The following is a 19,297-nucleotide window of genomic DNA, read 5'->3' on the forward strand; positions in this document are numbered from 1 at the left end:
GTCTTCGTCCCGGCGAGGGCCCGGAACCCCAACTCTCCCGTACGCCGCGCGACCCACCTGGCCCACGCCCCTCCTCGCGGAAGGCACGCCCATGGATGCCGTACTGCACGCCCTGCGCATCGCCGGCTCCATGACCTGGGAGATCACCTGGGCCCTGGTCCTGGGCTTCGCCCTGTCCGCCGTCGTGCAGGCGGTGGTGCGCCGGTCCACCGTCGTCGCACTGCTCGGCGACGACCGGCCGCGCACCCTCGCGCTTGCGGCCGGGCTCGGCGCGGCCTCGTCCTCCTGCTCGTACGCCGCCGTCGCGCTCGCCCGCTCGCTGTTCCGCAAGGGCGCTCACTTCACCGCGGCGATGGCCTTCGAGATCGCCTCGACCAACCTCGTCGTCGAACTCGGGGTAATTCTGGCCCTGTTGATGGGCTGGCAGTTCACGGCGGCCGAGTTCGTCGGCGGCCCCCTCATGATCGTGCTGCTCGCGGCGCTGTTCCGCCTCTTTTTGCGGGAGGGGCTGCTGAGCCGGGCCAGGGAACAGGCCGAGCGCGGTCTGGCCGGCTCGATGGAGGGGCATGCCGCGATGGACATGTCCGTACAGAAGGAGGGCTCGTTCGCCGGGCGGCTGTTCTCGGCCGAGGGGTTCACGGCCACCGCGCACGTCTTCGTCATGGAGTGGGCGGCGATCCTGCGCGATCTCGTCGTCGGCCTGGTCGTCGCGGGCGCGATCGCCGCATGGGTGCCGGACGCCTTCTGGCGTACGTTCTTCTTCGACGGGCATCCGCTGGCGGCCAGGATCTGGGGGCCGCTGATCGGCCCGCTCGTCGCCATCGCCTCGTTCGTGTGCTCCATCGGCAACGTGCCGCTGGCGGTGGTCCTCTGGAAGGGCGGGATCAGTTTCGGCGGGGTGGTCGCGTTCATCTTCGCGGACCTGTTGATCCTGCCGATCCTCACCATCTACCGGAAGTACTACGGCGCCCGCATGGCCGTCTTCCTCCTCGGCACGTTCTATCTGGCGATGGTCGTCGCCGGGTACGTCGTGGAGTTCACCTTCGGCGGCCTCGGCCTCGTACCCGACCGGCGCTCGGCCACCATCCCCATGGCGGGCGTCGCCTGGAACTACACGACCTGGCTCAACCTCGTGTTCCTCGTGCTTGCGGCCGCCCTGGTCGTACGTTTCTTCCGGACCGGAGGGATGGGGATGCTCAGGATGATGGGCGGGGCGCCCAGCGACTAGGCGCTCTCCGGGCGACGCAGGAGGCTGGGCCAGCTGCGTCGCCAGCCGTCTGCGCGCAGCTCAAGCGCCCACGCGACTCCGAAATGACCGATCACGACGGAGCGTGCCGCCGCCAGCCCGGGAACGTCAGCGTGTCAGGCCGCTGGACTGCTCCCCGACGACCCAACCCAGTGACCCAACCCGGCGCATCGAGCGCATCGGCCAGGGCGAACACCTTGTCAGGTGCTGTGACTGGGAAGGTTCACCGGGTTGGCGTCCGCTTCTGAGGTTCCGGACGGGTGGCTCTCGGCTGAGACGGCCGACTGTCGTCGGCAGTACGGGATGTCGGCGGTCTGCCGGTGCGATGTCGGTGGACTGGAAGGCGGTTGCCTAGTCCGCGAAGACGATCTGGGCGCACAGAAGTTCTAGGGAGAGCACGGAGCCGTCGGTCATCTTCACCCTGAAGGATCACCTTGCCAGATCATTCGCGGAGCAGGGCGTGACGGGCGATCGACTGCAGGTGTACTCCGTGGTCGCTGCGACTCTCTTTGCTTCGCGGCTGAATGCACGGTGACGGTAAATGCACGGTGACGGTAACGGGGCCGCCGGCTCAGGGTTACCCGGTATGGGCGTTACCGGCATCGGGGTTGAGTTCGACCTCACAAAGCGATTGGCCGATACGCCAGGGCCTGGTGGACTACTTCATCAGCCGAGAGCTCCCGCTCCGGCGGCCAGAAGATCAAATCGCTCACATGGCCGGACGGGCACGCCAGGGCTCGGTCGAGCCTGTTCAGCCAGCCGTCTACCTCGTCGTCTGAGGTGTAGTCCGCTTGCATGATCCGCTGCACGAGCGCCACCGCCTCCGCGCGACTCATCTCCAGTGCGCTCATCGAGTCCTCCGTCGAGTCACCCCGGCGGGGCGTGTGATCGGCATGACAGGTCCTAGTCGGCCTTGTTCGGCCGGCTCGCGGCCGGGCTCAGGACCAGTGGGAGGTACACGTCGTCGACGATGTCCACGATGACCTCGTCCGCCACGGGCGTGCCGAACAGCAGGAAATGGTTGCGCAGCAGATCCGTCGCCACCGTGGCCCGGCGGGAGGAGAGGACCCACGGCTCGACCTCGCCGCGCTCGACGGCCCGTTCCAGGATGACGCCGACCGCCAACGGGCGGACGGTGTGGATCCGCTCCCGGATCAGCTCGGCCAGCTCGGGATCGCGGGTCATCTCCCCGAGGAGCCCGCGCATGATCCCGCCGAGCGGGCTGGACATCGTGGCCGCCATCTGCCGCAGCAGGGCCAGCGCGTCGCCGCGGATTCCGCCGGTGTCGGGCAGGTCGACTTCGGAGATCTTGCCCAACTTGCAGGCGTCCAGGACCAGTTGGGCCCGGCTCGGCCAGCGGCGGTAGACGGCCGCCTTGCCCGTGCGGGCCCGTACGGCGACCCGCTCCATGGTCAGCGCGGAGTAACCCACCTCGGCGAGCTCGTCCAAGGTGGCCCGCAAAATGGCGCTTTCCAGTTCCTCGCCGCGGCGGCGCGGCCCTTTGCGGTGGTCAGCGGATGGTTCGGTGGCCGGGCCGGTGCTGCTGGGCACCCATGCCTCCCGGGTGTGTCCGATAGGGGCCGTTGCGTTCTCTAAGGGGGACAGCTTAGCCTCGCAGTTAGAGAACTGTCCGTTCTTTAACGTCTGAGGTTTCGAGGGATTCGATGACCGACATGACCGAGACCGCCGCAGCGATCCAGACACGCGAGGCCCCAGCTTTCCCGGCCGACCGTACGTGCCCCTACCAACTGCCCGAGTCCTACCGCCAGTTACGGGACGAGCCCGACGCGCTGAACGCCGTGACCCTCTTCGACGGCCGCAGGGCCTGGGTGGTCACCAAGCACGAGACGGCGCGGAAGCTGCTCGCCGACCCCCGCCTTTCCTCGGACCGCACCCGCGACGAATTCCCCGCCACATCCCCGCGTTTCCAGGCCATCCGGGAGGTCCGCCCGGCCTTCATCGGTCTGGATCCGCCCGAACACGGGCCGCGCCGACGGATGACGATCAGCGAGTTCACCGTCAAGCGCATCAAGGGCATGCGGCCGGACGTCGAGCGCATCGTGCACGGCTTCCTCGACCAGATGCTCGCCGCGGGACCGCCCGCCGACCTGGTCAGCCAGTTCGCGCTGCCCGTTCCGTCCATGGTGATCTGCGAGTTGCTCGGCGTGCCCTACGCCGACCACGACTTCTTCCAGGACGCGAGTCGACGTCTCGTGCAGGCGACGGACGCGGCCGGTGCGATCGCCGCACGCCAGGACTTCGAGCACTACCTGGACGGGCTGATCACCACGATGCAGGCCAAGCCCGGCCCCGGCCTGCTGCACAACCTGGTGACACGCCAGTTGGCGGCGGGCGAGATCGACCGCGAGGAGCTGATCTCGACCGCGCTGCTGCTGCTCGTCGCCGGTCACGAGACCACGGCCTCGATGACCTCCCTCAGCGTGATCACCCTGCTCGAACACCCCGACCAGCACGCCGCCCTGCGTGCCGACCCCACCCTGCTGCCCGGCGCGGTCGAGGAACTGCTGCGCTACCTCGCCATCGCGGACATCGCGGGCGGCCGCGTGGCCACGGCCGACATCGAGATCGACGGGCAGCTCATCCGGGAGGGCGAGGGCGTCATCGTCACCAACTCCATTGCCAACCGCGACAGTTCGGTGTTCGAGAACCCGGACGCCTTCGATGTGCACCGCTCGGCCCGCCATCACCTGTCCTTCGGGTACGGGGTGCACCAGTGCCTCGGCCAGAACCTGGCCCGCCTCGAACTCGAAGTCATCCTGACCGCGCTGTTCGAGCGCATTCCCACCCTGCGCCTGGCCGTGCCCGTGGATCAGCTGACGCTGCGCCCGGGCACGACCATCCAGGGCGTCAACGAACTCCCGGTCACCTGGTGACCGGGGAGAAGGGAGCCCCCATGCGAGTGTCCGCCGACCGGGACGTCTGCGTCGGCGCCGGACTGTGCGCGCTGACCGCGCCCGGCGTCTTCGACCAGGACGACGACGGTCTCGTGGATGTGATCACGCCCGATCCCGATCGCGCCCAGCAGCCCGCCGCCCGCCAGGCGGGGAACCTCTGCCCCTCCGGCGCGGTCCGGATCAGCGAATAGCCCTCGCCTCCGTCCGGACCGGGCCGCTCAAACGGCTCCGGTCCGGACGAGCGCCGTCTTCCTCCGCTGCCCGCTCCTGCCCCCTCCCGCCCGCGGTACGTGCGTGGATCCCGCGGTGTCGGTGGTGGCCCGTCGGTGCGACCCGGGTGACGATGGGCTTCCCCACCCCGTCAGCGCGACCCGGGGGCTTTCCAGTCTGCGAGGAGCGGCGCATGACGACGTACGTACTCATCCCCGGCGCGGACGGCCGCGCCTGGTACTGGCACTTGGTCGTCCCCGAACTGCGCGGACGCGGACACGAGGCCGTGACGCTGGATCTGCCGCACGACTCGGCGGCAGGTCTCGCCGAACATGTCGACGCCGTCGTACGGGCGATCGGCGAACACGACCAGGACCAGGGCCGCTGCGGGACTTCGCCCGAGCTGGTCCTCGTCGCGCAGTCGCTGGCCGGGTTCTTCGCACCGCTCGTGTGCGAACGCGTCCCTGTCGACGGGCTGATTCTGGTCAATGCCATGATTCCGGCGCCCGGTGAGACCGCGGGCGACTGGTGGGCCAATACCGGCCAGGCCGAGGCGCGTTCGGCGTTCGCCGTGCGGCAGGGCCGCGACCCGGCGGCGGAGTTCGACCTGCTGACCGACTTCTTCCACGACGTGCCGCCCGCCGTGACCGAAGAGGCGATGGCCGCGGGTCCGGCCGGTCCCGCGGAGGCCCTCTTCACCCAGCCCTGGCCGCTGAACGCCTGGCCGGATGTCCCGACCCGCTTCGTGCAGGGACGCGACGACCGGTTCTTCCCCCTGGACTTCCAGCGACGCAACGCCGAGGAGCGCCTCGGCATCGACATCGAGCCGATGCCCGGCGGACACCTCCTCGCGCTGAGCCGTCCCGCGGAGCTCGCCGACCTCATCTGCCGTTAGAACCTGGCCATTTGGTGGAGCTAGGGCGTCTCGCTGTCCGGTGCGGACCAGAGGTGGTCGAGGGTGTCGACCACCAGGCGGCAGACGGTGTCCGGGTCCGCGCTGGCCAGTGGTTCGCGCGCCACGACCGTCCGCATGAGCCCGATGCCGAGCAGCCAGGCCATGGCCAGATCCGCGCGCAGGGCACCGTCCTTGGCCCCGGAGAGCGCGGCCAGCGCGCTCTGGTACTGCTCGCCGAGCTCCCTCAACGTCCCGGTCGCCTCGTCTCCGCGCCCCATGGAGCGCAGGTAGACCTCCAGGGACCGATCGGCCGACCCCGACGCGCTGCTGGTCAGCATCGAACGCAGCGCGGTCTCGAAGAGCTCCTCGGGCGGTGTGGCGCGCAACTGCTCCAGGCCACCCTGCGCGACGACCTCCGTGAGCAGTCCCTGCTTGGACCCGAAGTAGCGGAACAGCAACGCCTGGTTGGCGCCCGCCCGTTCGGCGATCTCGCGGACCGTCGCCCCTTCGTAGCCCCGTTCCGCGAACAGGTCCCGGGCGGCGTCGAGCAGCCGGCGGCGGGTGGCCCCGGCGTCGCGGCGGCGCTCACCAGCGGGCGAGTCAGGCGCGGGCGGGTCGGGGGCCATCGATTCGGGGGCTTCTTCCACGGGACAGGTCCTCTCAGACGGCCCGTCAGGATAACGGCCACAATGCGCCGTTGACCGCCCCCAAGAGGCACCCCTACCGTTGTAAGCAGCTGCTTACATCCGGGAGGCCGCAGTGACGACAGCCGAAACCACACCCCTCGCCTATCCCTTCAACACCTCCGACGGACTCCAGCTCGCCGAGGAGTACGAGCGCGTACGCGAACTGCCGGGCCTGTTACGCGTACAGCTGCCGTACGGCGAGTCCGCCTGGCTCGTCACCCGTTATGCGGATGCCCGGCTCGTCCTCGGCGACCAGCGTTTCAGCCGGGCCGAAGGCGCCTCGCACGACGAGCCCCGCCAGTCCGAGGGTCGCAACGACAGCGGGATTCTCGGCATGGACCCGCCGGATCACACCCGGCTGCGCTCGCTGGTGGCGCGGGCGTTCACCGTCCGCCAGGTCGAGAAGCTGCGCCCACAGGTCCGCGAACTCACCGCGAGCCTGCTCGACGACCTGGAAGCGGCCGGGCCGCCCGCCGACCTCGTGGACATGTATGCGCTGCCCCTGCCGGTCGCCGTGATCTGCCGCATGCTCGGCGTGCCCACCGAGGACCGCCCGCGCTTCAGGGTATGGAGCGACGCGGCGCTGTCCACCAGCTCGCTCACCGCCGCCGAGTTCGAGGCCAACCGTGAGGAACTCCGCGCCTACATGAGCGAGTTGATCGAGGTGCACCGGCGCGATCCGCAGGACGACCTGATGACCGCGCTCATCGAGGCCCGCGACGGCGGCGACCGCCTGACCGAGCTCGAACTCGTCGACCTGTGCGTGGCGGTCCTGGTGGCCGGACACGAGACCACCGCGTCCCAGATCCCCAACTTCACCCTGACGTTGCTGGAAAACCCCGACCAGCTGGCGCAGCTCAGGGCCCGGCCCGAGCTCATCGCGGGCGCGGTGGAGGAACTGCTGCGCTTCGTACCGCTGGGCAGCGGGGCCGGCCAGGCCCGGTACGCCACCGAGGACGTCGAGGTGGGCGGCACGCTGGTGCGGGCCGGCACCCCGGTCCTGGTCGCGATGGGCGCCGCCAACCGCGACGCGCTCCGCTTCACCGCCCCCGGTGTGCTCGACATCGCCCGCGAAGGCAACCAGCACCTCGGTTTCGGCCACGGAGTCCACCACTGCCTGGGCGCCCCGCTGGCCCGACTGGAACTCCAGGAAGCCCTGAGCGCCCTCGTCACCCGCTTCCCCGGGCTGAAACTGGCCGGCGACGTGACGTGGAAGTCCGAGATGCTGGTCCGCGGCCCGCGCGTCATGCCGGTCGCGTGGTGACCGCCATGACCTGGACCGTACGCGTGGACCCGCAGCTCTGCCTGGCCTCGGGCATGTGCGCCGGAGCGGCCCCCGACGTGTTCGCGCTGGACGGCGAGCACGCGCGAGTGCTGCCGGAGGGGATCGAGCCGGACGAACGCATCCTGGACGTCGCCGACGCCTGCCCCGCCCAGGCGATCACGGTGCACGACGGCAGCGGCGTCATCGGGCCACGCCGCGACTGATCGACGCCGCGGTGCGACGAGCGCCCGGGCGCGGGAGACTACTCGAAGCGCGAGGTGTCGCCCGCTCCCCGGCGTACGATTTCGAGCTCGCCGTTCGAGAAGTCGATCACCGTGGTCGGCTCGGTGCCGCAGTCCCCGGAGTCGAGGACCGCGTCCACCACGTGATCGAGGCGCTCCTTGATCTCCCAGCCCTGCGTCATCGGCTCGTCCTCGTCGGGCAGGAGGAGAGTGCTGGACAGCAGAGGTTCGCCGAGGTCGGCGAGGAGGGCCTGAGCGACGGCGTGGTCGGGGATCCGCACCCCGACCGTCTTCTTCTTCGGATGCAGCAGCTGGCGCGGTACCTCCCTCGTCGCGGGCAGGATGAAGGTGTAACTGCCGGGCGTCGCCGCCTTGATGGCGCGGAACACGTCGTTGTCGATCTGCACGAACTGGCCCAGCTGCGCAAAGTTCTGGCACACCAGGGTGAAGTGGTGGCGGTCGTCCAGCTCGCGGATCGACCGGATCCGGTTGATGCCGTCACGACTGCCCAGCTGGCACCCCAGTGCGTAGCAGGAGTCCGTCGGGTACGCGACGAGCGCGCCGGAACGGATGCTGTCCGCCACACTGCTGATGGTGCGCCGCTGAGGGTTCTCGGGGTGCACGTCGAAGTACTTTGCCATCCGCCGAGTCTAAGGTCCGGGCGCCCAGGCGCCCGGCCGCCCGGTTCCGGCGGTTTCGAGGTGTCGGCGCGGGGCCGTTCCCCAACGGCCCCGCGCCAAGGGTCATCCCGGCGTGCCGCCCCGGAGGCCGCGTACGAGGTCGCGGGGCAGGCCGTGGGTGTCGTGGAGGTGGCTGTAGTCGTCCTCGGTGAGGGGTCCGGAGTAACGGGGCCGGGACAGGACGCGGCGGCCCCGTTCGAGGAGCCGGGTGAAGCGCCGCTCCTCGTCGAGGAGTACGTCGCGGACCGAGCCGGTGTGCCCGGGCTGCCCGAAGTGGTCCAGCGTGTGCCGGACCGGTTCCTCGGGCAGGTCGCCGAGCGTTCGGGACGGATCGACCCGCCACAGCGTGGTGAGCACCCGCCGGATCAGACGCCGCAGGACGTATCCGCGCCCGGTGTTGGACGGCAGGACACCGTCGCCGATCACGACGATGCTCGACCGCAGATGGTCGCAGACCAGCCGCAGTGACCGCTCCTCCAGCTGCCAGAGCGAAGGCGCCGAGCCCCGCCACGGCTCGAACAGGTCGGTCTCGAAGACCGATCCCTTGCCCTGGAGGACGGCGACGAGCCGTTCGAGGCCGAGCCCGGTGTCGACGTTCGGCCGGGGCAACAGGTCGAGGGTGCCGTCGCCGCGCCGCCGGTAGCGCATCATCACGTGGTTCCACACCTCCACCCATCGTTCGTCTCCGGTCGGTGTGGATCGCGGCGGTGTGTCTCCCGTCCAGATGAAGATCTCCGAGTCCGGACCGCAGGGACCGGTGGGGCCGTTGGACCACCAGTTCTCCTCGGTGGTCAGCTCGACCGGCACCCCGAGCTCCTCCCATGTGCGTAGCGATTCGGTGTCCGGGCCCGAGTGCTCGTCGTCGCCGAAGACCGTGGCGTACAGCAGTCCCTGATCAATGCCGAAGCCGTTGACCAGCAGGTCGTGGCCCCAGCCGAGGCTCTGCGAGCTTCCGTAGTCGCCGAGGGACCAGGTGCCGAGCATTTCGAAGACGGTCAGGTGGGTGTCGTCGCCGACCTCCTCCAGGTCGGTGGTGCGCAGGCAGCGCTGGACATTGACCAGGCGCCGGCCGAGCGGATGGGGCCGGCCCTCCAGATAGGGGGTCAGCGGATGCATGCCCGAGGTGGTGAACAGCACGGGGTCACCGGGCGGCGGCAGCAGGGACGACCCCGTGATGCGCCGGTGGCCCCGGTCCTCGAAGTACTCGACGAAGGTGCGGACTACGTGCTCGGTGTTCATGGTGCTCATGGCTGCGGGTCCTTGGCTGTGGGGCAGCCGGAAAGGGACCGCGGACACGGGACGCGACAGAAATTTCAGAGGCAGGAATCCAGGACTGGGATTCCGGACCATGAATCCGACGATCCACCGGCGGGCCGTTTCCGGTCGCCGGGGGAGTGGGGAATGAGGTCAGGCGGCGGCAACCGGCGAGCTGGTCGCTCGCGCGGTCGCGCTGTCGATACGGCTGATGACCTTCATACCGTCCACAGTAACGGGCGGATGGGTGGCCTGCACACGAATTCCTGTGAGGGGGGTGGCGGTCGCGATGGTGGTCAGTTGTGGGGGTCGGATGTGGTGGTCGGAGGCGGTCAACGGTCTGCCGCTCCTTGGCGTCTGCCGGCGGGGCCGACCGGGTGGGCGGCCGCCCTCAACGACCCGGCCATCACGGCCGCGCTGCAGGCCATGCACGAGCGGGAGCATGGAGTGGCGCCCGGCCGGTACCGCCAGCGGGTGAGCACGACCTGATCCAGCGAAGGCGGCAAGGCGGGCCCGGCGAGTGAGGGGCTCGCCTGGTGGGGGGAGTACCAGGGAACCGCCGTCCCACTCGCCGGGCGCCTTCCCGGTGGTGGCACAGGCGGCCTGGAACTCCCGCGACGGCTGCCCTGCCAGTGGTGGTGCGCACCGGGAGCGGGTGGTGGTGCGTTCGGGGCCGAGCGGCCGGGACCGCTCATGCTGCCAGGAAGAGACCGGTCTCTCGCTTCTGCCCTCACCATGGCAGCGGGCAGGTGTCCTGTACAGGTCGATTCTGGACGGGGACGGGCAGAGCTCCGTTCATCCCGAAGGTCCTCAACTCCCTTATGTCATAAGGTTATTGAGCGTGGCTTACACCTGCTCTCGTGGCCCGGCTGTCGCAGGGCGACTGTGCTCTCAAGCCTTCTCGGTGTTCTGCGCCGCCCGCTCGGCGGCCTCGACCTGGGCGGTGAACTCCTTGGCGGACAGGCGTTGCAGGGTGCCGTCGTGGCGCCGGGCCAGTTCGTCGGCGGGCTCCTGCGCGGACTCGTGCAGATCGAGGACCAGCATGGCCGTGCCGTCCTCGACCCTGCTGCTCAGCACGATGAGGCCGGCGCCGTCCTCCAGGAGCTGACGGTTCTCCGCCGCGTTGGCCAGCGTGGCTCCTGCCGCGCTGCCCAGCAGCACGCCGATCGGTCCGCCGAGCAGCCCCACGAGACCGCCCACAAGGCCGCCGCCCACCGTGGGCACCCCGGCGCCGCGCACATGGTTGTCCGGCACGTCGAGCAAGCCCTCGGCCGAGCGCTCCAGAATGGCGGCCTGGCGCAGGCCCGGCAGGGAGACGGCCTCCGCGAAGGCCGACCGGCAGCGCGCAGGATCGGTGAACGAGATCAGCAGAACATGGTGGGTGTCCGCCATTGCGGGTGTACTCCCTCGTCGGATGACGCACGGCTGTCGGCCCTCCCAGTGGAACGCCCGCCCGACCGCCCCGCCAGGCGGGCACGTCCGTCGGAGGACCGGGTTGCTCCCCGCGGGCCTGCTCGCCAGGCCTGAGGCCGAGCCGACGGGTCCGCAGCGTGCCGCTACTTGCCCGGGTGGGCCAGGACCAGCTCGGTGTTGTGGTCGGCGGAGGAGCCGAGTTTGGCGGCCGGAGTGGCATACGGGTCGTTGTACGACAGCTCGCGGTACAGGGCCGCCAGGCCCCGGTCGGAGGTGTCCGCGAAGTCCGTCGTGTAGGGCGCGGCGGACTCGATGAGGGTGGTGAACAGCGACAGCGTGCCGTCGCCGTTGTCGGCTATCTCGATGATCCGGGCGTGCTGCGGATAGTCGACGTGGGACGCGGTGTTGATCTCCCAGAAGGCGCGCTCCGGAACCGCGTGGCCGTGCGGGGTGATGCGGTTCTCGTGGGTGTGGCCGTTGACCCAGGCCACCACGTTCGGATAGCGCTGGAGCAGCGCGACCAGGGCATTGCCGTCGTGGCGCCCCTCGAAGGGGTGGTACGGGTCGGGCAGCAGGTTGCCCATGGTGGTGCTGGTGTGGTGGCTGAACAGGACGATGAGCGAGTCGCTCGACCCGCCGCGCACCACGTGCCCGTCGGTGTCGTACCAGCGGCTGCTGTGCGACTTCAGCACCGATTCGAGCCAGTTGAGCTGCGCCGTGCCGAGTGAACCGTCCGCGAAACCGGCCCTGTTGGTGGTGTCCAGGCTGATGCCGAGCACGCCGCCCGCGAGCGGGAACGTGTAGTACAGGTGCCCGCTGCTCGCCGCGTCCGAGGTGAAGCCGTGGCCGACCGGCCCGGCGCCGGTGTACGCCGGGTTCAGGTGCGCCTTGGCGAACTCGGCCGGGGTGAAGGGGCGACGGCGCTCGTCGGGGGTGACCTTGCGTATCGCACCGCCGTTGCCGAGCAACTTGCCCAGCAGGATTACGGCTTGGGCCGGGTCGTGCTGCAGGGCGTAGGCGAGCTTGGCTGCGGTGGCGTCGTCGCAGCCCTCGATCTTCCGGTCGCCGGTGTACAGGTCGTTCAGCAGACCGAGGTCCGGCAGGCTGCCCTCGATGCTGTCGTCGTGGTTGCCGACGGTCGTGTACCAGGGCACGCTCAGGCCGGGTGCGTCGAAGGGGCGGCCCGCGCCCGACAGGAAGCCGGGGATCTGCGGGAGCCCCTTGGCCTTGTAGTTGTCCTGGAACGACAGCTCCGGGTTCCAGTAGTCCGCGTTCCCGGAGTTCTGCACGCCCTCGTAGCGCGAGGGGTCGCCGCTGCTCGGGGTGATCCGGCCACCGCTCATGACGGACAGGTACCAGTCGAGCTCGATGAGTTCGTGGTTGTCGGTGTTGTCGCCGGTGGCCATCACCATGCCGAACGGCAGCCCCGTGTACGGGCCTTGGCGCACCGCGTTGACCCGCTCGACCAGTGACGAGGCGCCGCGCACCGTCAGGGCTTCCTGCGGGCGGTACGCGCTGTCGTTGAACTGAGCCAGGTACTCGAACCGCACCGGCGACTCGGTGTCCGCCAGGTGCAGGTCGGTGAACTGGACGAAGGAGGCGAGCCCGGTCCGGCGGTCGTCCCGACCGGAACCGGCCGCGGCCAGGTCGCCGCGGACCACCAGCGGCCAGCCCGGTCCGGCCACGAGGCGCTTGTACGCGCCGCTGCCGACCGGCATCGCGGCCTGTTCCAGCGTGGTCCCGCCGATCCGTACCGCCCGCGCGGCCGTGGCCGCCAGTGCCCGGTCCTGCGCCGTCGCCGACCACAGGGCGGCCCCTGCGGCAGCGGCGGACATCCTGGAAACGAACTGACGGCGGCTCATCCCGCGCATGGGTATCCCCCTGGTGGCACTGACAGTTGAGGGCACGGCAGCTTTCGGCCACGACCGTGCGGCCACACACTACTGGCGGGTAGCTGTATGTACAGGTGCTGGGAGGAAACTTGAGGGAAACAAATGAGGAGCGTGCTACTGGAGCGGCGGGCAGCCCGGAGCCCGCCACGATGCCCGTCGTACGCCACGCAGCCCGTCCGGCTACGGGACAGCACGGCGCCGATCGTGGGGGTGCGGGCCGCTTCCGTCACCTCCCCGCTTCGCCGAGGAGGATGTCTGCCAGCTCGGCCGGCTGGGAGAACATCGGCCAGTGGCCGGTGTCCATTTCGGCCAGGCGCCAATGCCTGCTGGTCAGCAGCTCGGCCACGTCGTCGTTCGGCTTCGTGCCATCGAGCAGGCACTTGAGGTAGGTCGCCGGGAGTCCGCCGAGCGGGCGGCTGAGCACCGCCGGTTCGGTCAGCGTGGCGCCCGGGTGCGGTGTCGAGCCGCGTACGATCCGGGCGATCTGCTCGGTGCTCAGCCCCTGTGCCTCGAACTCGGGCGCGGTGAGCGGCGCCCAGAAGCCGCCGTTCTCGGCTATGGACGCCTCCACTGCGGCCTGCCAGTCAAGACCGCCGGACACGAACGAGTCGCCGTCGGCCGGGACATTGGAGTCGACGAAGACGACACGCGCCAAGCGGTCCCCTATGCGCTCGGCGGCCTGACCGACCGGAATCCCCGCATAGCTGTGCCCGACCAGGACCACATCGCGCAGATCGAGACGCTCGACCTCATCGACGATGTCCTGGACATGGGTCTGCTGCCCGGCCGGAACGCCCTGCTTCTCGGCGAGGCCGGACAGCGTCAACGGGTGGACGCCGTGGCCGCTGGCACGCAGCGGGACCACCACCTCGTCCCAAGCCCACGACCCGAGCCACGCTCCCGCAACCAGCACGAAATTCGTCATGGCTCCACCGTAAGGGGAGGGTCTGACAACCGGTCCTACGCCGGCTCCTGGGCCCTCTCCCGCATGGCGGCCGACGCGGGATCCGCCGAGGCCAGGGCCCCTTCCGCGGCAGCGATGGTCCGCACGAGGGTCTCTCGCGCGGAGGCGATCCGAGCCGACCGTTCGTCCAGCGCGCTCAACTGCCCGCGCAGGGCGTCCAGTACGCCGGGACACGGCAGCACCGAGGCGTTCTCGGCCGTACAGGGGAGGACTTGGCGAATGACGCGGGTCGGCAGTCCGGCGGCGAGCAGCGCTCGGATCCGGACCACGGATTCCTCGGCGCAACGATCGTAGAACCGGTAGCCGTTGGGCCGGCGCTGCGGGCTGAGCAGACCCATCCGTTCGTAGTAGCGCAGCAGACGCTCGCTGGTCCCGGTCCGCTCGGCCAACTCACCGATGAGCACGCCCGCCCGTCCTTCCACGCTTGACCTTCCAACAGTGTCAAGGAGCAACAGTGGGCCTGTAGGTCGCATTCCCGCGGCCCGTCGCCGAGAGGACGAACAGTGATCATCGGCGCCCATGGCCATGTCCACGATCCGGTGGAGGCCCATCTGCGCCTCCTGGACGAGGCAGGCGTGGACCGTGCCGTGCTCTTCGGGACCCGGCCCCACCCCGAACGCGCCACCGACCTGCCGTCCCTGCGCCACGAGATGGGCGCCCTGGACCGGGCCCTGAGCGGAAAGGGCGACCGTGACGACGGATACCGCACCGCGCGCCGGGAACTGGACGCGGCGCTGGCCGCCCACCCGGAACGCTTCATCGGGTTCGGTTCCGTGCGCCTGGACCTGCCCGCGGAGCAGATCGCGGCGGCGGTCGAGCGGGACATCGTCCAAGGCCGGCTGCACGGCATCGGAGAACTGACCCCACCGCCCGGAGAGGCCGACCGACTCGCCCCGGTGATGGAGGCCGCGCACGACCACGGCGGACTGCCCGTCGTCGTGCACGGCTTCGCGCCGACCACCGCCGAGGACCTCCACACCCTGTCCGAGCTCGCCACGCGCCATCCGAAAGTGCCGCTGATCGTGAGCCAGCTCGGCGGGCTCAACTGGATGACCGCCATCGAACTGGCCCGGGACACACCGAACATGTACCTGGAACTCTCCACCGCCAACATCGTCTTCGCGGTGAAGCTGGCCATCCAGGAACTCCCGGGGCGTACCCTCTTCGGCTCGGACGCGCCCTACGGCGACCCCCTGCTCGCCCGCACGACCGTCGAGCGCGTCACCCCGCCCGGGGAACTGCGCGACCTCGTCCTCGGGGGAACCCTGGGACGGCTGCTCGGAATCCTCTGATCAGGGGCCGCCGTCAGGGCGCTCGCCCGGCTCGTCACCGCCAACCGGCCGAAGTGGCCCGATGCCGACCGCTCAACGCGTCAACTGGCCGTGGATTCCGGGGAGTTGGACTCCCACTCGGCTCCGATCGACCGGATCAGCGCCGGGTACACCCCGATGTGCCGGAAGGGCTTGATGGCTGCCATGTACAGGGTGCCGAAGAGCCCGTTCGGCTTCACCAGGACGGCCATCTGGCCGTGGTAGCCGCCGGATCCGTCCGGGACCCAGCCGATGTGCAGCACCGCCTGCACCGTCTTGTTGGCCATCTCGGCCGCCCACTCGTCGTGCGTCTGGTAGACGGAAGTGAACGGTACCGAGCGGAACGCCGGTCCCCGCGGCCCCTCGCGGAGGTCCGCCGGAAGCCGGTCGCGCAGCGTGGGCACCCGGGTGCCCACGCCCTCGCCGGGCTTGTCCCAGCCGAGCAGTCCCCCGAGCTTCCAGCGGACCGCGAAGAGGAAGCGCTGCACGGGCGAGGAGGCGCTTGCGTCGTTGCCCTGAGCGAGCTGGCGTACCAGACGGTCGAGTTCGTCCGGACCACCCGGTGTCGGCAGCGCCCACACGTCCTCAAGCGTGAAGTCGGCCGCGATCTCGTGGATCCGCCAGGGGCGGGACGTGTGCGCGGTTGCGGGGAGTTTCATGAACGGACCCCTGTCTATACGATGCCGTATAGATCGATGCTAGCACCGGATATACGGGACCGTATAGATGGCGGGCGGCGTGAGGGGAGACACAGCATGGGCGCGACTCGCACGCCGCGTGGCAAGTGGATCGAAGAGGGACTGCGGGCGCTGTCCGCCGGCGGCCCGGAGGCGGTCCGGATCGAGTCCCTGGCGCAGGCCCTCGGGGTGAGCAAGGGCGGCTTCTACGGCTACTTCAAGAACCGGGGCGCCCTGCTCACCGAGATGCTCGACACCTGGGAGCGCGAGGTGGCCGAAGCCGTGATCGAGCGGGTCGAGAGTGGCGGGGGAGACGCCAGGGCCAAGCTGGAGCGGCTGTTCGCCATCGCCGTGGCGGGCCGGGGGCCCACGATGGGGGTCGCGGCCGAGCTCGCCATCCGGGACTGGGCCCGGCGCGACGACGACGTCGCCCGGCGACTGAGACGCGTCGACAACCGGCGGATGGAGTACCTGCGCTCGCTGTTCGGTGCCCTCTGTTCCGACGAGGGCGAGGTCGAGGCCCGCTCGATGCTCGCCTTCTCGCTGCGGATCGGCGAGCACTTCATCGCCGCCGACCACGCGGGTCGCAGTCGCGCGGAGGTGATGGAGCTGACCAGGCGATGGCTCCTGAGGTAGCCGCCCGCTGAGGTCCGGTGCCTGATCCGGGCCGGGTCGGGCACAGGCCCTCACATGGCGGAGCGCCAACAGCCGCTGGTCGTGCGGCTGTTGGCGCTCCGCGTCAGCTCAGTTGCAGTACGGCACGCGGCTGAGGTTCTGCACGTAGCGTGCCGAGACCCAGCCCTCCTTGCCCGCTCCGAGCTTGTACCAGATCCTGTTGCCACCCACGCTCTGGCCGATCTTCTTGCACTTCGGCGCGGTGGCCATGCCCATGGGCAGCAGGCCGAGCCGCTTGGAGGTGGTGTTCGCTTCCTGGTGGATCCACACCCCGCCATTGGCGACGACCTTGCTCATGGGCTGGGCCGCCGGTGCGGCGGCGGGCGCCTGCTGAGCCGAGCCGCCGGGCTGCGGCCCCGGATTCGCCGCCGCGGCCCCGCCCGCGCTGAGCAGGATTCCCGATCCGGCGAGTGCCGCCACCGCGCTCGCGGTGGCGATCCAGCGCATTCCAGATGCGTACACGCTTTTCCCCTTTCGTTCCTTTTTGGGATGGTACGCCCCGAAGGGCCGTCAATGGTGGCGACCCGTCCCACCGGGACCAAAGAACTTCCTTAATGTGTAGGTCGGTTGATGTGTCAATCGGGGTTTCCCGTGGTCTCCCGGGGTGGAAGGGATGATGCGGCCATGTCACGCTCGTCCCTTCGGAAGGAAGCCCCTCAGTGCTCCGCAGACAAGGCGCGTTGCTTGCCGCAGTCGTTCTGATCCCGCTCGCCACGGCAACGCAGGCCGGCGCCGCCACGGCAACACGGGCCGGCGCCGCCGCACCGGCGCAGCCGGCCGCCGCCTGTGCCTACACGCCGGCCGTCCCCGCCGACAACTACAAGGGGATACCGGACTTCGACCCGGTCAAGGCCGCCCGCCCGTTCAACGCGACCCTGCGCACGAGCCAGGGCGCCATCACCTTCAAGGCGCTGACCGACAAGGCTCCGTGCACCACCAACTCCTTCCGGTTCCTCGCCGAGAAGCGCTACTTCAACGGCTCGCACTGCCACCGGCTCACCACCGCGCGGCTGTACGTGCTGCAGTGCGGCGACCCGACCGGCACGGGCAGCGGCGGCCCGGGATACTCCTTCCCGGACGAGAACCTCACCGGCGCCACCTATCCGGCGGGCACGGTGGCGATGGCCAATGCCGGGCCGAACACCAACGGCAGCCAGTTCTTCTTCGTCTGGAAGGACACCAAGCTCTCGCCCGCCTATACGCCGTTCGGGCAGGTCACCTCCGGGCTCGACGTCCTGCAGAAGATCGCGGCGGGCGGCGAGGACGACCAGAACGGGCCGGGCGACGGGTACCCCACGCTGCCGGTGAACATCAAACGCGTCGAGATCAAGCGGGGCAACCACTGATCGGGCCCCCGACCGGTAGGCCAAGCGATTGCCATTGTGGTTCCGCTGGCGGGGGAGCGCGGGGTGAGGCGGGGGGCGAGGCTACTCTCCGCCCATGACGGACACCTATGACCACACCCCGCAGGTATGGACAGCAGGCCGCTTGCGGGAAGCCCTCGCCGGCCTGTCCGACGACACCCCCATCCACATCGCCGTCGCGGACGGGCCCGGCGACTTCGAGGGCTACAGCGAGTACGCCCTCGTCGACCTGGAGCCCGTCGAGAAGGACTTCGGAGAGGACGAGACGGCCAGGACCGAAGTCGAGTACACACTGTTCGCCGACTACAAGGCCGGCCAGTACCACGTCGACCTGGTCTGACCCGCCCCCGCCGCGCACGGGCCGGGCGGCAGGCGGCTTCCCCGCCCCTGTTGCCCGGCCCCGGTACGGCTCAGGAGTAGAAGTCGCGCTCCCGCCGCACGACCCGGCCGACGTTCCGGGAGCTCAGTCCGCGGCGAGGCGGGCGCTCAGCCATTCCAGGGAGGGCGGGATCTCCCGGAGCCAGGTGTTGAAGTTGTGGCCGCCGGAATCGAGCGTGATCGACGAGACGTGTGCGGGCTTCTTGACCTTGGCGATGAACTTCTGGGTCTCCTTGAGGTTGCTCTCGCCCTGCTTCGACGTGGTGACCAGGAACGACGAGTTGCCCTGGGGCAGATGGTCGAGGCTCCACAGGAGATCGGACCGCTTCTCCTCGTGCTTGTTCCCGTGGAAGAGGTCACCGGAGTCCGTGTCCACCTCGGGCTGGTAGTCCGCGGACAGGCCGGCTCCGGCCGCGTACGCCTCCGGGTGGTGCAGGGCGATCTTCAGTGCGCAGTAGCCGCCCGTCGAGTCGCCGATGAAGCCCCAGTTCTTCGGCTTCGTACCGACGCGATACGTACCGGAGATCGCCTTGCGCACGTCGTCGGCGAAGAACGTCTCCGTCTGGGGGCCGCCCGGGATGTCGATGCACTGGGTGTTGCGCGGCGGAGCGACGGTGGGCCGCATCATCACCAGGATCATCGGCTGCGTCTTCTTCTCCTTGGACAGCGTCCACGCCGTCTTCGGGTAGTGCAGGCCCTTGATGAGGTTCTCGGCGGTCCCGGGGAAGCCGGTCAGCACCACGGTGGCGGGGAAGGACTTCTTCTCGTACCCCTTCTGGAAGTACTCCGGCGGCAGATACACATAGGCCGGGGTGACTATCCGGGACCGCTCACCCTGCACCGTGACCCGCTGCACCTCGCCGCCGATGCTCGGCTTTCCCGCGCCGGGAACGTCCACCTTCTGCTTCCCGTCGACCTTCACACCCGGACTGGCGACCGTCCGCGCATCGAGGACGCCCACGCCGTCCTGCCGGCCGAACAGGTCCGCCCACGAGCCGTAGAAGAGGAACGACTTGTTGGCCGCGAGACCCACGGAGGAGAAGAGCAGCAGCTGAACCGCGCACATCAGGCCCACCCGCGCCACGACCGGCCGCCATCCCTGCCTCGCCAGCCGCGGCCACAGCCACACGACGACGAGGGACAGCAGCACCGTGCAGAGCACGGCCAATGCCAGAACGGTGGTACTTGTCAGCCCCATGGATCAAGAACACTCTCTGCACGAGATCGTCCTG

The 19,297-nt window shown here is 69.8% G+C and carries 23 protein-coding genes; 10 read left to right on the forward strand and 13 right to left on the reverse strand.

Features of this window, described 5'->3' with window-relative positions; genetic code table 11:
- The first annotated feature begins 91 nt into the window (after window positions 1–91).
- Window positions 92–1,228 carry a permease gene (locus tag ADK54_RS18975; protein WP_053726827.1) on the forward strand — a complete coding sequence of 379 codons (1,137 nt, stop codon included), beginning with the start codon at window positions 92–94 and terminating at the stop codon, window positions 1,226–1,228.
- Window positions 1,229–1,866: 638 nt separating this feature from the next.
- On the opposite strand, the gene ADK54_RS18980 is transcribed toward ADK54_RS18975, so the two are convergent.
- Window positions 1,867–2,097, reverse strand: coding sequence for a bacteriocin immunity protein (locus ADK54_RS18980; protein WP_053726828.1), 231 nt, complete (start codon window positions 2,095–2,097; stop codon window positions 1,867–1,869).
- 52 nt (window positions 2,098–2,149) lie between these two features.
- On the reverse strand, window positions 2,150–2,797 hold the full coding sequence (locus ADK54_RS18985; RefSeq protein ID WP_053726829.1) for a TetR/AcrR family transcriptional regulator: 648 nt from the start codon (window positions 2,795–2,797) through the stop codon (window positions 2,150–2,152).
- Between the two features lie 122 nt (window positions 2,798–2,919).
- Between ADK54_RS18985 and ADK54_RS18990 the strand changes: the two genes are divergently transcribed.
- From ADK54_RS18990 to ADK54_RS19000, 3 genes are all read left to right on the forward strand, one after another.
- On the forward strand, window positions 2,920–4,140 hold the full coding sequence (locus ADK54_RS18990) for a cytochrome P450 (RefSeq protein WP_053726897.1): 1,221 nt from the start codon (window positions 2,920–2,922) through the stop codon (window positions 4,138–4,140).
- A gap of 20 nt (window positions 4,141–4,160) precedes the next feature.
- Window positions 4,161–4,352 carry a ferredoxin gene (locus tag ADK54_RS18995; RefSeq protein ID WP_053726830.1) on the forward strand — a complete coding sequence of 64 codons (192 nt, stop codon included), beginning with the start codon at window positions 4,161–4,163 and terminating at the stop codon, window positions 4,350–4,352.
- Window positions 4,353–4,564: 212 nt separating this feature from the next.
- Complete coding sequence (locus ADK54_RS19000; RefSeq protein ID WP_053726831.1) at window positions 4,565–5,266, forward strand: alpha/beta fold hydrolase; 702 nt, start codon at window positions 4,565–4,567, stop codon at window positions 5,264–5,266.
- Window positions 5,267–5,286: 20 nt separating this feature from the next.
- Here the strand turns inward: ADK54_RS19000 and ADK54_RS19005 are convergent, their stop codons facing one another.
- A complete protein-coding gene (locus ADK54_RS19005) occupies window positions 5,287–5,913 on the reverse strand; it encodes a TetR/AcrR family transcriptional regulator (protein WP_420717333.1) in 627 nt (208 codons plus the stop codon).
- A gap of 112 nt (window positions 5,914–6,025) precedes the next feature.
- Here ADK54_RS19005 and ADK54_RS19010 point away from each other — a divergent pair, with 112 nt between their 5' ends.
- Together ADK54_RS19010 and ADK54_RS19015 are read left to right on the forward strand one after the other, a co-directional pair.
- The gene (locus ADK54_RS19010; protein ID WP_053726833.1) at window positions 6,026–7,216 is read left to right on the forward strand and encodes a cytochrome P450; all 1,191 of its coding nucleotides are present in this window, start codon (window positions 6,026–6,028) and stop codon (window positions 7,214–7,216) included.
- Window positions 7,217–7,221: 5 nt separating this feature from the next.
- Complete coding sequence (locus ADK54_RS19015; RefSeq protein ID WP_053726834.1) at window positions 7,222–7,440, forward strand: ferredoxin; 219 nt, start codon at window positions 7,222–7,224, stop codon at window positions 7,438–7,440.
- A gap of 38 nt (window positions 7,441–7,478) precedes the next feature.
- Here ADK54_RS19015 and ADK54_RS19020 read toward each other — a convergent pair whose 3' ends face one another.
- The 7 genes from ADK54_RS19020 to ADK54_RS19045 form a co-directional block, all read right to left on the reverse strand.
- On the reverse strand, window positions 7,479–8,099 hold the full coding sequence (locus ADK54_RS19020) for an L-threonylcarbamoyladenylate synthase (RefSeq protein WP_053726835.1): 621 nt from the start codon (window positions 8,097–8,099) through the stop codon (window positions 7,479–7,481).
- A 102-nt stretch (window positions 8,100–8,201) separates the two neighbouring features.
- Window positions 8,202–9,377 (reverse strand): alanine--tRNA ligase-related protein, encoded by a 1,176-nt coding sequence (locus ADK54_RS19025; protein WP_053726898.1) that lies wholly within the window; start codon window positions 9,375–9,377, stop codon window positions 8,202–8,204.
- A gap of 168 nt (window positions 9,378–9,545) precedes the next feature.
- Window positions 9,546–9,728: a hypothetical protein gene (locus tag ADK54_RS46085; RefSeq protein WP_159047837.1), complete on the reverse strand. Its 183-nt coding sequence runs from the start codon at window positions 9,726–9,728 to the stop codon at window positions 9,546–9,548.
- 555 nt (window positions 9,729–10,283) lie between these two features.
- Window positions 10,284–10,784 carry a hypothetical protein gene (locus ADK54_RS19030; RefSeq protein WP_053726836.1) on the reverse strand — a complete coding sequence of 167 codons (501 nt, stop codon included), beginning with the start codon at window positions 10,782–10,784 and terminating at the stop codon, window positions 10,284–10,286.
- Window positions 10,785–10,948: 164 nt separating this feature from the next.
- Window positions 10,949–12,676, reverse strand: a complete 1,728-nt coding sequence (locus ADK54_RS19035; protein WP_053726837.1) for a TIGR03767 family metallophosphoesterase — start codon at window positions 12,674–12,676, stop codon at window positions 10,949–10,951.
- Window positions 12,677–12,923: 247 nt separating this feature from the next.
- On the reverse strand, window positions 12,924–13,622 hold the full coding sequence (locus ADK54_RS19040; RefSeq protein ID WP_053726838.1) for an alpha/beta fold hydrolase: 699 nt from the start codon (window positions 13,620–13,622) through the stop codon (window positions 12,924–12,926).
- Between the two features lie 35 nt (window positions 13,623–13,657).
- On the reverse strand, window positions 13,658–14,083 hold the full coding sequence (locus tag ADK54_RS19045) for a MerR family transcriptional regulator (RefSeq protein WP_324610175.1): 426 nt from the start codon (window positions 14,081–14,083) through the stop codon (window positions 13,658–13,660).
- An 81-nt stretch (window positions 14,084–14,164) separates the two neighbouring features.
- On the opposite strand from ADK54_RS19045, the gene ADK54_RS19050 reads away from it, so the two are divergent.
- Entirely contained in the window at window positions 14,165–14,953 is a 789-nt protein-coding gene (locus ADK54_RS19050; protein WP_053726840.1) for an amidohydrolase family protein, read from the forward strand.
- 80 nt (window positions 14,954–15,033) lie between these two features.
- On the opposite strand, the gene ADK54_RS19055 is transcribed toward ADK54_RS19050, so the two are convergent.
- Window positions 15,034–15,630, reverse strand: coding sequence for a DUF2867 domain-containing protein (locus ADK54_RS19055; protein WP_053726841.1), 597 nt, complete (start codon window positions 15,628–15,630; stop codon window positions 15,034–15,036).
- A gap of 96 nt (window positions 15,631–15,726) precedes the next feature.
- On the opposite strand from ADK54_RS19055, the gene ADK54_RS19060 reads away from it, so the two are divergent.
- Window positions 15,727–16,284 carry a TetR/AcrR family transcriptional regulator gene (locus ADK54_RS19060; protein WP_053726842.1) on the forward strand — a complete coding sequence of 186 codons (558 nt, stop codon included), beginning with the start codon at window positions 15,727–15,729 and terminating at the stop codon, window positions 16,282–16,284.
- A 108-nt stretch (window positions 16,285–16,392) separates the two neighbouring features.
- Here the strand turns inward: ADK54_RS19060 and ADK54_RS19065 are convergent, their stop codons facing one another.
- Entirely contained in the window at window positions 16,393–16,785 is a 393-nt protein-coding gene (locus ADK54_RS19065; RefSeq protein WP_159047838.1) for an SH3 domain-containing protein, read from the reverse strand.
- Window positions 16,786–16,982: 197 nt separating this feature from the next.
- Between ADK54_RS19065 and ADK54_RS19070 the strand changes: the two genes are divergently transcribed.
- Together ADK54_RS19070 and ADK54_RS19075 are read left to right on the forward strand one after the other, a co-directional pair.
- Window positions 16,983–17,669, forward strand: coding sequence for a peptidylprolyl isomerase (locus tag ADK54_RS19070; protein ID WP_053726844.1), 687 nt, complete (start codon window positions 16,983–16,985; stop codon window positions 17,667–17,669).
- A 94-nt stretch (window positions 17,670–17,763) separates the two neighbouring features.
- Complete coding sequence (locus ADK54_RS19075) at window positions 17,764–18,027, forward strand: DUF6225 family protein (RefSeq protein WP_053726845.1); 264 nt, start codon at window positions 17,764–17,766, stop codon at window positions 18,025–18,027.
- Window positions 18,028–18,150: 123 nt separating this feature from the next.
- Here the strand turns inward: ADK54_RS19075 and ADK54_RS19080 are convergent, their stop codons facing one another.
- Window positions 18,151–19,263 carry an alpha/beta hydrolase gene (locus ADK54_RS19080; RefSeq protein ID WP_053726846.1) on the reverse strand — a complete coding sequence of 371 codons (1,113 nt, stop codon included), beginning with the start codon at window positions 19,261–19,263 and terminating at the stop codon, window positions 18,151–18,153.
- Window positions 19,264–19,297 lie beyond the last annotated feature (34 nt).

Source organism: Streptomyces sp. WM6378 (assembly GCF_001279695.1).
In the GTDB taxonomy this organism is placed as follows: Bacteria; Actinomycetota; Actinomycetes; order Streptomycetales; family Streptomycetaceae; genus Streptomyces.